This window comes from Allobosea sp. 10L417 (genome assembly GCF_056395485.1).
The window spans coordinates 816,014-828,435 of sequence record NZ_JBFTJP010000001.1 but is presented as its reverse complement, the minus strand read 5'-3'; the positions used below and the strand labels follow the sequence as shown (position 1 = coordinate 828,435).

At 66.6% G+C, this 12,422-nt stretch carries 11 protein-coding genes; 9 read left to right on the top strand and 2 right to left on the bottom strand.

Features of this window, described 5'->3' with window-relative positions:
• Window positions 1-34 precede the first annotated feature (34 nt).
• The 8 genes from AC1DE3_RS04210 (at window position 35) to flbD (ending at window position 8,025) form a co-directional block, all read left to right on the top strand.
• Window positions 35-1,504, top strand: a complete 1,470-nt coding sequence (locus tag AC1DE3_RS04210) for a flagellar hook-length control protein FliK (protein WP_476778806.1) — start codon at window positions 35-37, stop codon at window positions 1,502-1,504.
• A 15-nt stretch (window positions 1,505-1,519) separates the two neighbouring features.
• A complete protein-coding gene (locus AC1DE3_RS04205; protein WP_476778807.1) occupies window positions 1,520-2,191 on the top strand; it encodes a flagellar hook assembly protein FlgD in 672 nt (223 codons plus the stop codon).
• A gap of 107 nt (window positions 2,192-2,298) precedes the next feature.
• Window positions 2,299-2,574, top strand: coding sequence for a CtrA inhibitor SciP (gene sciP / locus AC1DE3_RS04200; RefSeq protein ID WP_038359348.1), 276 nt, complete (start codon window positions 2,299-2,301; stop codon window positions 2,572-2,574).
• Window positions 2,575-2,774: 200 nt separating this feature from the next.
• Window positions 2,775-4,466 carry a flagellar basal-body MS-ring/collar protein FliF gene (fliF, locus tag AC1DE3_RS04195; RefSeq protein WP_441511913.1) on the top strand — a complete coding sequence of 564 codons (1,692 nt, stop codon included), beginning with the start codon at window positions 2,775-2,777 and terminating at the stop codon, window positions 4,464-4,466.
• Between the two features lie 104 nt (window positions 4,467-4,570).
• Entirely contained in the window at window positions 4,571-5,560 is a 990-nt protein-coding gene (fliG, locus tag AC1DE3_RS04190) for a flagellar motor switch protein FliG (protein WP_441512213.1), read from the top strand.
• A gap of 22 nt (window positions 5,561-5,582) precedes the next feature.
• On the top strand, window positions 5,583-6,152 hold the full coding sequence (locus AC1DE3_RS04185; RefSeq protein WP_476796153.1) for a FliH/SctL family protein: 570 nt from the start codon (window positions 5,583-5,585) through the stop codon (window positions 6,150-6,152).
• 11 nt (window positions 6,153-6,163) lie between these two features.
• Window positions 6,164-6,514 (top strand): flagellar motor switch protein FliN, encoded by a 351-nt coding sequence (fliN, locus tag AC1DE3_RS04180; RefSeq protein ID WP_441511915.1) that lies wholly within the window; start codon window positions 6,164-6,166, stop codon window positions 6,512-6,514.
• A gap of 146 nt (window positions 6,515-6,660) precedes the next feature.
• A complete protein-coding gene (flbD, locus tag AC1DE3_RS04175) occupies window positions 6,661-8,025 on the top strand; it encodes a sigma-54-dependent transcriptional regulator FlbD (protein WP_476778809.1) in 1,365 nt (454 codons plus the stop codon).
• A gap of 12 nt (window positions 8,026-8,037) precedes the next feature.
• Here the strand turns inward: flbD and AC1DE3_RS04170 are convergent, their stop codons facing one another.
• Entirely contained in the window at window positions 8,038-8,358 is a 321-nt protein-coding gene (locus AC1DE3_RS04170) for a hypothetical protein (RefSeq protein WP_476778810.1), read from the bottom strand.
• A 122-nt stretch (window positions 8,359-8,480) separates the two neighbouring features.
• The gene (locus tag AC1DE3_RS04165; protein WP_476778811.1) at window positions 8,481-9,929 is read right to left on the bottom strand and encodes an MFS transporter; all 1,449 of its coding nucleotides are present in this window, start codon (window positions 9,927-9,929) and stop codon (window positions 8,481-8,483) included.
• A 294-nt stretch (window positions 9,930-10,223) separates the two neighbouring features.
• Here AC1DE3_RS04165 and flhA point away from each other — a divergent pair, with 294 nt between their 5' ends.
• A complete protein-coding gene (gene flhA, locus AC1DE3_RS04160) occupies window positions 10,224-12,353 on the top strand; it encodes a flagellar biosynthesis protein FlhA (RefSeq protein WP_476778812.1) in 2,130 nt (709 codons plus the stop codon).
• The last annotated feature ends 69 nt before the right edge of the window (window positions 12,354-12,422 follow it).

Genomic DNA, 12,422 nt, shown 5'->3' with positions numbered 1-12,422 from the left:
CGGGTGCGTTGTTGCCCGCGCCGCGGAACCGTTCATGTCGATCCAGCCCGTCTTCACCAATCAGCGAGCGTCGGACGCTCCAGCTTCGCGCCGCCGCGCCGAGGGCGGGGAGAGCGATGCCTTTTCCTTGCCCGAGGTGCAGGAGGGGAGCGACGCAGCGGCGGGGAAGGGCATCGCCAGCAAGACAACCGACCAGGCCGGCGCGGTCGAGGAGGCTGTTGCCGCGGCTGCTGGCTCCCAAGCCGAGAAGATTTCGGCGCCAGCGGACGGGAAGGGCGAGCTTGTCGTGAAGTCGGGCGAAGTCGTCGCCAAGCCGTCCAAGCCCCAACAGGCGGGAACGCAGCCCGAAGCTCCTGCTGCGGCCACAGGGATCGATTTCCTGATCGCGATGGCGGCGGCTCAGGCCGAAGCCGCCGCGGTTCAGGACGGCGAGGGAAAGCCGAAGGCCGACGGCCAGGCGAAATCCGCCGAAAGCGAGAAGCCGGCCAAGGCCAAGACGGATGACGGCGAAGCCGACGTGGCGAGCCAGGCGTCGGGCGCGGAGCAGGCCAAGGCCATAGCCCAGCCACCTCATCCCGTCGCGATGATGGTACTGCTCGTGCCGGTTTCGGCCTCCGCTGCCGGTGGAGACGTCTCTCCGCCTGCCAATGGATCCGCCGTCGCCGTGGGCGATGGAGCGAAGCCTCAGGCGACGCCGCTGCCACTTCCCGGATTTGCCAAGGTCGACGCGAAGGCGGCGAAAGCCGCCGAAACCGTTGCGCCCGAGGATGCGGCGTCCGTGGACGGCAAGGCAATTCCCAAGACAGATCAGGTGACCGAGACCAAGGGTACGGCCGAGAAGGCCATCGCCGGCGCCCCCACGAAGGCAGAGGCGGCGCCGGCGGCGGCCGATCCGAAGCTGCTCGACGGCTTGCAGCAGGCCCTGGGCCCGCTCGATCTCTCGACCATGCTGCAGCAGGCGCCCGGAAAGCCGGGCCATGACCGCCTTCTCCAGCCGCTCGATCCGAATCTGGCTGCGAACGGTGCCGCGCCGGCCCAAGGTCAGGGTCAGGGCGTCGCGGGCGGCCAGCCGACGCCGGTCCATATGGTGCCGATCGAGATCGGCATGCGCGCGATGTCCGGTTCGAAGCAGTTCGACATCCGTCTCGATCCGGATGAGCTCGGGCGCGTCGACGTCAATCTGTCGATCTCCGACAAGGGCGAGGTCAGCGCGAGGCTCGTCGTCGACCGGGTCGAAACCCTGCATCTCCTGCAGCGTGACGCCCGCACGCTGGAACGCGCGTTCGAGCAAGCGGGTCTGAAGCCCTCCGACGGAGGCGTCGATATCAGTCTGCGCGATCCGTCAGATCAATCGGCCTTCCGCCAAAACCGGCAGCACGACGAGGCGCCGCAGCGCCCACGCCTGCCGCAGGGCAATGAGCGGGCTGACGAAGCCCCCCTTTCCAACGATCCCGCCCCGCAGCGCCGCCTCGTGCGGCTCGGCGGCGTCGATCTCAGCATCTGAGCAAGGACAAGCGCCATGGCGGTTTCCGGGACAAACAGTTCGACGGGCACATCGACCACCAACAACACCAACGTCTCCGGCGGGACCACCGGGATCGCGAACAATTTCGACCAGTTCCTGACGCTGCTGACGACGCAGCTCAAGAACCAGTCGCCACTCGACCCTCTCGACACCAACCAGTTCACGGCGCAGCTGGTCCAGTTCGCCGGCGTCGAACAGCAGCTCAAGACCAATGAAACACTGAGCTCGCTGCTCAGCCTGAACGCGGCGGGCACGGCGACCAGCGCGGTCGGCTTCATCGGCGCCAAGATCACGGCCGATGGTGCCACCACACGGCTGATCGACGGCAAGGCCGAGTGGAAGGTCAACATGCCGTCGGCCGGAACGGCCACCGTCACCATCAAGGATTCGAAGGGCAACGTCGTCCAGACCGCCACCAAGACGCTGGTCGCGGGCGACCAGGCCTATAGCTGGGACGGCACGACCTCGATCGGCTCCAAGGCGCCGGACGGCGAGTACACCATCACGATCGACGCGAAGAACGTCGCCGGCGAGTCCATCACCGCCAAGACGCAGATCAGCGGCATCGTCGACGGCGTCGACTTCACCTCTTCGATCCCCATGCTGAAGATCGGTTCGATCAGCGTGCCGATCGACAAGGTGAAGAGCGTGGTGCGCAGCGAATGAGCCGGGGCGAATCAATCGTGGAGATACGACACGATCGTTTTAGCCAATTTTTAAAGCCGGCCTTCTATGCTGCCCTCAGTAGCTCTGTTGAGTTGTGTGAGAGTACCATGACCGAGCCATTGCGACCGCGGGTGAAGTACGTGATCGGACCGGACGGAAGTCCGCTGACGATCGCGGACCTCCCGCCGATGAATACAAGGCGCTGGGTCATCCGGCGGAAGGCAGAGGTGGTGGCCGCTGTGCGCGGCGGCCTGCTGAGCCTGGAAGAAGCATGCCAGCGCTACACGCTGACGGTCGACGAGTTCCTGAGCTGGCAGATGTCAATCGACCAGCATGGCCTCGCTGGGCTGCGGACGACCCGGATTCAGCATTACCGCCAGTAAGCGGCAGGTTTTTTCTTTTGTTTTCAAAGGCGTCGGTCCGATCGGGACCGGCGCCTTTCGCGTTTGCACGGCACGTCGGTGTGGAAAGTTTAACGAGCCGTCCCGAAAAATTAACCGACTGCTAACCATGCGCTGGGAAAAACTTGCCTAGTGGGTCGGCAAGTGCGCCGTCCTTTCGATTCTGTGGAACGGATGGCGGCGTGAACGGCCTGATCGAGCAGTTTGCGAAGTTCGGCGCGGCACGGCTGGCAGCCATGCTGGCGGTGACGCTGGCGCTCGTCGGCTTCTTCGGCTTCGTGATGCTGAAGATGTCCCAGCCGGCGATGAGCGTGCTGTTCACGGATCTTTCCAGCCAGGATGTCAGCGCGATCCTCAAAGATCTCGACACGCGGGGCATCAAGTACGAGCTGCGCGGCGACGGCCAGACTGTGCTGGTGCCGAAGGCCGACGTGCCGCGCCTGCGCCTCGATCTCGCCGGCAAGGGAATCCCGGCCGGCGGCGGTGTCGGCTACGAGATATTCGACAAGGGCGACGCCTTCTCCTCGACCAGCTTCGTCCAGAACATCAACCATCTGCGCGCGCTCGAAGGCGAGCTCTCCCGCTCGATCCGCTCGATCAGCCGGGTGCAGGCGGCACGCGTGCATCTCGTCATTCCGGAGCGCAGGCTGTTCGAGCGGGACCGCGAGGCGCCGCGCGCCTCGATCGCGCTCAAGCTCGCGGGCGACCTCGATGCGGCGCAGGTCCGGGCGGTACGCCACCTCGTCGCCTCGGCGGTGGACGGGCTGAAGCCCGAGCGTGTCTCGATCGTCGACGAGCGCGGCCGCCTGCTGGCGGATGGCGCCCAGAGCGATCAGGGCCTGATCGGGCTCGGCATCGAGGAGCGCCAGACCGCGATCGAGAAGCGCATCAAGTCGCAGGTCGAGGACATCGTCGCCAGCGTCGTCGGCTTTGGCCGGGCGCGGGTGCAGGTTTCCGCGGCGCTCGACACCAACCGCGTCGAGAGCCGCTCCGAAAGCTTCGACCCGGAAGGCCGCGTCCTGCGTTCCAGCCAGAACCGCACCGAGGCATCGACGACGAACGAAGGCGGCAACGGCGCGGTCACAGTCGGCAACGAGTTGCCGGGCGCCCAGCAGGCACAAGGCGCGCAGCAGGCCCAGCGCGAGAACTCCTCCAAGAACGAGGAGGTGGCGAACTACGAGATTTCCCGCACGACCCGAACCGAGGTGCTGGAAGGCGGCCGGATCAAGAAGCTCTCGGTCGCCGTTCTCGTCGACGGCAACTACAGCCGCAGCTCCGGCGGGGAGCTCGCCTATCAGCCGCGCAACACTGAGGAACTCGAGCGCATCGGCGAGCTGGTGCGGACCGCCGTCGGCTTCGATCAGGGCCGCGGCGACAAGGTCGAGGTGGTCAACCTGCGCTTCGCCGAGGCGCCGCCTCCGCCGAACGACCTGACCGAGCAGACGCTGATGCAGCAGCTGCTGTCCTTCACCCGGGAGGATCTCGTCCGCTTCGTCGAGCTCAGCGTGATCTCGCTGCTGACGGTGGTCGTGCTCATGACCGTGGTGCGGCCGCTGCTGAAGCAGGTCCTCGCGTCCGACAACAGCAATGTCCGCGCGATCCCCTCCTTCATGCGCAACGGTGCCGTTCTCGCGGACGGCACGACCGGCGACCCGGCTGGCGTGCCCGGCCGCGCCGTTGCCACGGTCGGTCCCGACGGGGAGGTGCTGCAGGCGGAGGTCGAGATGCCGTCCGAGCGGATGCTCGCCATCGCGCAGGTCAAGGGGCAGCTCAAGGCACAATCGGTGGAAAAGATCGGGGCGCTGGTCGCGCAGAACCCGGCCGATTCGGTCGCGGTGCTCAGGAGCTGGATCCACGAGAAGTCACCGGCGTGACGGGCCGCTGAACCATGGCAGAGACACGCTCCCTCGCGACGCGCAGCACCGGCCTCCCTGACGGCATCGAGGGCGGCGGCTTCGGCGCGACCACCATCGACCAGATGACCGGCCCGCAGCGCGCGGCCGTTATCCTGCTCGTCCTTGGCGAGGATCACGGCAAGAAGATCTGGCAGGAATTCGACGACGACGAGATCCGCATCATCACCCGCGCCATGGCCGAGCTCGGCACCGTCGATGCCGACGAGGTCGAGCGGCTGATGCTGGAGTTCGTCGGCAAGCTCTCCAGCGCCGGCGCCATCACCGGCTCCTTCGACCGGACGATCTCGCTGCTCGAGAAGATCCTGCCGAGCGATCAGGTCGCGCTGATCATGGAGGAGATCCGCGGGCCGGCGGGCCGCAACATGTGGCAGAAGCTCGGCAATATCGATGCCGTCGTGCTCGCGAACTTCCTCAAGAACGAATACCCGCAGACGATCGCCGTGATCCTGTCGAAAATCCGGCCCGATCATTCGGCGAACGTGCTGCGCAACCTGCCGAACGAGCTGTCGATCGAGGTGGTCGGACGCATGCTGCGGCTCGAATCGGTGCAGAAGGAGGCGCTCGATCACATCGAGAACACCCTGCGGACCGAGTTCGTCTCGACGCTGACCCAGACGCGGCGGCGCGATCCGCACGAGATGATGGCCGAGATATTCAACGGCTTCGACCGGCAGACGGAGCTCCGCTTCCTCTCGGCGCTCGATGCTTCCAACCAGGAATCGGCCGAACGCATCCGGGCGCTGATGTTCACCTTCGAAGACCTCGGAAAGCTCGACCCGGCCGGCCTGCAAACGCTGATGCGCCTGGCCGAAAAGGACACGCTGGCGCGCGCGCTCAAGGGCGCGAGCCAATCCATGCGCGATTTCTTCTACGGGGCCATGTCGCAGCGCGCCGCGAAGAATATGAAGGACGACATGGAGGGGCTGGGGCCCCTGCGGCTCAAGGAGGTCGACGAGGCCCAGACCAAACTGGTCCAGCTGACGAAGGATCTCGCGGACAAGGGCGAAATCGTCCTGTCCAAGGGCGGTTCCGAAGACGAACTGGTGTATTGAGATGGTTTCCGCAACGAAATTCATGTTCGGGACGGATTTCCGCGAAGGCGGCCGCAAGGCAGCCGGCGAAGCCGATCTCGCCGCAGCGCGCGCCGAGGGGTTCCGCGCCGGGCAGGAGCAGGCGCATCGCGAGGCGCAGACCCAACTCGCCGGCCTGACCGGGCAGCTTGCCCGCTCCGCCGAGCGGCTGTTCGCGCAGGAAGCGGCGCGGGCCGCGGCGATCGAGGAGCATGCTGCGCATGTCGCGCTCGTAGCGGCGAAAGCGCTGGCGGGCGCTGCGCTGGCGGAGAAGCCGATGGCGGCGCTGGCCGGAGCCGTGCGCGAAGCCTTGAGCCATGCCCGGACAGCGCCGCATCTCGTCCTGCGCGTCAACGAGGCCGTGGTCGAGCAGGCGGAGGAACTGACCCGCAAGCTCGCTGCCGAGCATGGCTTTGCCGGAAAGCTGATGGTGCTCGGACAAGCCGACATCGTGCCCGGCGACGGGCGCATCGAATGGGCCGAGGGCGGTTTCGTCCTCGACAGCCAGCAGCTTTCGGCTCTGGTCGAACAGGCGGTTGCCCGCGTGTTCGGCCATGGCCGGGCGGAACCATGAAAGTCTGAGCCATGAGCCAGCAGAATGACCTCAACCTGCCGCCGCTGAACCAGGCCGACCTTTCCTTCGACCAGAACCAGACCTCGGTCGCGCGGTCGGGGCCGGTCCCGGTCAAGACGGCCGAAGATCTGGAACAGGTCTTCGACGTGCCGGTCACGGTCTCGGCCGTGCTCGGCTCCTCGAAAGTCGCGGTGGGCGACCTGCTGCAGATCGTGCCTGGCGCGGTTCTCGAGCTCGACCGGCGCGTCGGAGAGGCGATCGACATCTTCGTCAACGAGCGACTGGTGGCGCGCGGCGAGGTCGTCGTCGTCGAGGATCGGCTCGGCGTGACCATGACCGAAATCATCAAGGCGGACCGGTGAGAACCGGCCCTGCCATCGTGACGCTAGATCGCCGCGCATCCGAACGGACGTATCGTGGCGATCTATCTCTTTGTCTCAGCATCGGATTCATCCGAAAAGCGGATGCCGCTTTTCGGTCCGATGCTCCAAGCGGAAGGACCTGAGCCATGCGCCTCATCATCGCCGGCGGTCTCAAGGGACAGATCATCGCCGCCGCCAAGATCGCGATGTCGCACGGAGCGGCCGTGACCCACACCGATGGGCTCGACCAGACGCTCGCGGTGCTGCGCGCCAAGGGCGCCGATCTCCTGATGATCGATGTTGTCCAGCCGATCGCGGCCTATGTCGCAGCGCTGGAAGCCGAGCGCATCCGCACGCCGATCATCGCCTGCGGCACCTCGACCGATGCGCGTGCCGCCGTCGCCGCGATCCAGGCCGGTGCACGCGAATACGTGCCGCTGCCGCCCGATCCGGAGCTGATCGCGGCGGTGCTGGAAGCGGTCGCGGCCGATCAGTCCAGCCTGATCTGGCGCGACCCGGCGATGGAGCGCGTCGTGCAGCTGGCCTCGCAGATCGCGCGTTCGGAAGCGCCGGTCCTCGTCACCGGCGAGAGCGGCACCGGCAAGGAGGTGATCGCACGCCATCTGCATCAGAAGTCGGGACGCAAGGACCGGCCTTTCGTCGCGGTCAACTGCGCGGCCATTCCCGACAACCTGCTCGAATCCGAGCTGTTCGGCCATGAAAAGGGCGCCTTCACCGGCGCGATCGCCCGCCGCATCGGCAAGTTCGAGGAGGCGCATGGCGGCACGCTGCTGCTCGACGAAATCTCCGAGATGGATGTGCGCCTGCAGGCGAAGCTGCTGCGCGCCCTGCAGGAGAGGATGATCGATCGCGTCGGCGGCACGCAGCCGGTCAAGGTCGATATCCGCATCATCGCGACGTCCAACCGCAACCTGGCGGACGCGGTGCGCGAGGGCGCCTTTCGTGAGGATCTGCTCTACCGTCTCAACGTCGTGCATCTGCGCCTGCCGGCGCTGCGCGAGCGGCCCGGCGACATCCTGGCGCTGGCCGAGCATTTCGCGAAGAAATATGCCGATCTGAACGGGATGCCGATGCGGCCGATCGCGGCCGATGCGCGCAAGCTGCTGCTCGGCAATGCCTGGCGCGGCAATGTCCGCGAGCTGGAAAACACGATGCACCGGGCGGTGCTCCTCGCCAGCGGGCCGGAAATCGCAGCGACAGCCGTGCTGACGCCGGAAGGCGAGGTGCTGTCTTCGGCGCCTGCGCGCGATTCCGCCGCGCGCGCTGCGCAGACTGCGGAGGCAGTGACCCGATCGCTAGTGGGGAACACGGTCGCCGATGTCGAGCGCGAACTGATCCTCGACACCCTCGACCATTGCTTGGGCAACCGCACGCATGCGGCCAAGATCCTGGGGATCTCGATCCGCACCCTGCGCAACAAGCTCGGCGAATACACCGCCGCCGGCATCACCGTGGCGGAGCCGGGTCAGACGCGCATCAGCGTCGCCTGACCCGCGCAGGGCTCACCAATAGCGCCGGCGATAGTAGCGCGGACGATAGTAGCGCGGCCGGTAGTAATACCGCGGGCGGTAATAGGGCCGGTAATAGGGGCGTCGATAATAGCCGTAACGCGGCCGGCGATAGTAGTAGTACTGGCTGAATTCGGCGTCGGTCTTGTCCAGCGCCTCCTTCACATCGGCCGGCACTGCTTCATCGCCCTTCGCGGGCCCCGCTTCCGGCGTCAGGTCCGGCTTCGGCTGGGCCGCTTCGACGGCAGCAATGCCGCCCATGCCGGCTGCGGCGAAGCCTCCGACCAGTGTCATCAGGAATGAGCGTCTGTCCACGACGACCTCCAGGCTGTTGTCCCATCCATTCTTAAGGCCGGAAAGCCGGCGATAAGTAATGCATTTAAAGGATGCTTTGTTCCCGAGCGCGCGGTTTTCGTCCCTATGGCTCACGGCTCACTTCAATCGACGGCGTTCAGCGGCCTGGCAACGCTCTCGAGCGGCCGACGCTCGGCACGGATCGCGAAACGGGCCGCAATGATCGCGGCGCCCAGCATCAGCGCGGCGCCGAGCAGATAGCCGCCAAAAACGCTGCCGCGCGAGCCGGTGTCGATCAGGATGCCGAAGAGCCAGGGGCCGGCGACGCCGCCAACGCCGGTGCCGAGCGCATAGAACACGGCGATGGCGAGCGCGCGCATCTCGACCGGGAAGGTTTCGGAGACCGTGAGATAGGCCGAGCTCGCAGCGGCGGAGGCGAAGAAGAAGACGGCGCTCCAGCACAAGGTGAGCTGGGAGGCCGTGAGCCAGTCCTTCCAGAAGAGATAGCCGGTCCCGGTCAGAAGCAGGCCCGACAGGGCGTAGGTCGCCGCGATCATCACGCGCCGGCCGATCGTGTCGAAGAGCCGCCCGATCAACAGGGGGCCAAGGAAATTTCCCACCGCGAAGGGCAGGATGAACCAGCCGATCTGCTGCGAGGGCACACCGTAGAAATCGGTCAGGATCAGCGCATAGGTGAAGAAGATGGCGTTGTAGAAGAAGGCTTGGGACAGCATCAGCGCAAGGCCGACGAGTGCGCGCTCGCGATGGACCACGAAGAGCGCGTGGAAGACCTCGCCGAGCGGAGTCTTGGCCCGCGGCCTCAGCCGGGTCGGCATCAGAACCTCGTTTGCCGGCGCGACGAAGCCGGCGCGGCGCTCGATATCGGCAACGATGGCGGCGGCGCGCTCCGGGTGGCCGTGGCTGATCAGCCAGCGCGGGCTCTCCGGAATCCAGTGCCGCAGGATGAGGATGGCAAGGCCCAGTGCGGCGCCGATGAAGAAGGCGAGGCGCCAGCCATATTCCGGGTCGATCCGGGCCGGATCGAGCAGGACGATGGCGCCGAGCGCACCAAGCGCTGCGCCGATCCAGAACGAGCCGTTGATGACGAGATCTGTCCAGCCGCGCACGCGGGCCGGGATCAGCTCCTGAATGGTGGAATTGATCGCAGTGTATTCGCCGCCGATGCCCATGCCGGTCAGGAAACGGAAGGCGATGAAGCTCGCGACATTCCAGGACAGGGCGGTCGCGGCCGTGGCCGAGAGATAGACGAGAACCGTGATCGTGAAGAGCTTCTTGCGGCCGAGACGGTCCGTGAGCCAGCCGAAGAAGACGGCGCCCAGCACCGCGCCGGCAATATAGGCCGCCCCCGCAATGCCGATCTCCGTGTTGGTGAAGCGGAGGACCGGACTTTCCTTCAACGCTCCCGAGACGGCGCCCGCGAGCGTCACCTCGAGTCCGTCGAGAATCCAGGTGACGCCGAGCGCAACGACGACGAGCGTGTGGAAGCGCGACCAGGGAAGCCGGTCGAGACGGGCGGGCACGTCGGTCTCGACGACGGGGCGTTCCGCTGCCTGCGATTGAACATGCTGCACGGGTCGTCCCCGACGATGAACGGCGCTCTTGCGGCGCTTTGAGAGGGCAGGCACCGGCACGGGAGAGCTGCCGGCGCAGGAATGACTTCGCGTGATATCGGCGGAGCCGGTGCGCGTTGGGTCGAGACGCAAACAATCCGTGTCCGCGAAGGTTCCGGTGACGCATTCGGGGACAGGTGCCCGAGGCCGGGCTTAACCATTCATTCACCATGAACCCGGCAAGAATTGCCGGGTCGCGCTCCGCTTCGGAGTGCTGGCCTGCCATGGGCGGGCATAGGGCGGGCGGAGCGGTCGATGACCGATGTGACGGCGGGGCAGGGAAGAGGGTTCAGCATCCCGGATCGCGGCGCGCTGGGAAAGCTGCTGAACCGGCCGGACCTGTTCCTGGCGATCGGCGTCATGGGCATCCTGGTGGTGCTCATCTTCCCGATGCCGGCGGTGCTGCTCGACCTGATGCTGGCGCTTTCGATCATCCTGTCGGTGCTCGTGCTGATGACCGCGCTCTTCATCGAGGAGCCGCTGGAGTTCTCCGCCTTTCCGACCGTGCTGCTGATCGTCACCATGTTCCGGCTGGCTCTGAACCTGGCCTCGACGCGCCTCATCCTCGCGCATGGCCACGAGGGCACTTCGGCGGCGGGCCACGTCATCGAGGCCTTCGCCGGCTTCGTGATGAGCGGCAATTTCGTGATCGGGGTGATCGTCTTCACCATCCTGATCATCGTGAATTTCGTCGTCATCACCAAGGGTTCGGGCCGCATCGCCGAGGTCGCGGCCCGCTTCACCCTCGACGCCATGCCCGGCAAGCAGATGGCGATCGACGCCGATCTCTCCGCCGGCCTGATCGACCAGGAGACGGCCAAGGTCCGCCGCAAGGCGCTGGAGGACGAATCCTCCTTCTTCGGCTCGATGGACGGTGCTTCGAAATTCGTGCGCGGCGATGCCATCGCCGGCCTGCTGATCACCTTCATCAACGTGCTCGGCGGCATCATCATCGGCGTGGCGCAGCAGGGGCTCAGCTTCGGCCAGGCGGCCACCAATTATACGCAGCTCACCGTCGGCGACGGCCTCGTCAGCCAGATCCCGGCGCTGATCGTCTCGACCGCGGCGGGCTTGCTGGTCTCGAAGGCGGGCGTGCGCGGCGCCGCCGACAAGGCGCTCGGCAAGCAGCTCTCCGGCTATCCCAAGGCGCTCGGCATGTCGGCCGCGGTGATGCTGCTGATCGCGCTGCTGCCGGGTATCCCGATGCTGCCCTTCCTGCTGCTGGCGGGTGGCGCGGGCTTCCTCGCCCGGCGCTTCGGCCAGGCTGCCAAGGCGCGCGAGGCCGAGCAGGCGCTCACCGGGGCGGCGCAGCCCGGCGCGGCGCTGGCGGCGGACGGCTCGCCGCGCGAGGAGACGCTGAACGACCTGCTCAAGATGGACGAGCTCAAGATCGAGATCGGCTACGGATTGCTGCCACTGGTCAATGCCGCGGGCGGACAGGACCGGTTGACCGATCAGGTGCGGGCGCTGCGGCGCCAGCTTGCCGCCGAGCTCGGCTTCGTCATGCCGGCGGTTCGCATCGTCGACAACGTCCAGCTCGAGGCCAACCACTACTACATCAAGATCAAGGAGATCGATGCCGGCCATGGCATCGTCTATGCCGGCCAGTACATGGCGATGGACCCGATGGGCGGCTCGGTGAACCTGCCCGGCCACAATGTGCTGGAGCCGACCTTCGGCCTGCCGGCGACCTGGATCGACGGCGCCCTGCAGGACGAGGCGCAGTTGCGTGGCTACACCGTGGTCGACGCCGCGACCGTGATTTCGACGCATCTGACCGAGGTGCTGAAATCGAACATGCCGGAGCTGCTCTCCCACAGCGAGGTGCAGAAGCTCCTGCGCGAGCTGCCGAAGGACCATGCCGATCTCGTCAAGGAGATCGTGCCCAGCCAGATCTCGACCACCGGCATCCAGCGCGTGCTGCAGCTGCTGCTTTCGGAGCGCATCTCGATCCGCGACCTGCCGACGATCATCGAGGGCGTCGCCGAGGTCTCTGCCGGCGTTCGCAATCCGCGCGACATCGCCGAGCATGTCCGCGCCCGGCTGGCGCGCCAGATCTGCGCGCAGTTCTCGAACCAGCATGGCGTGCTGCCGATCATCACGCTGTCGCCAGCCTGGGAAAGCGTCTTCGCCGAGTCGGTCATCGGACAGGGCGAGGACCGGCACCTCGCCATGCAGCCCTCGCGGCTGCAGGAGTTCGTGCATCACGTCCGCGACAAGTTCGAGGATGCCGCACGCATCGGCGAGATGCCGGCACTCGTCACCTCGGCCATGGCGCGGCCTTTCGCGCGCCAGATCATCGAGCGCTTCCGCCGCGAGACGCCGGTGCTGTCGCAGGCCGAGATCCATCCGCGCGTGCGCCTGAAGACCGTCGGCAGCGTCTGAGGCTCGCCTCCGCTTTCCACGGGGGTCCGATGCCCGCGGCGCAATGGTCAGCGCCGGGAGCTGCGGCTA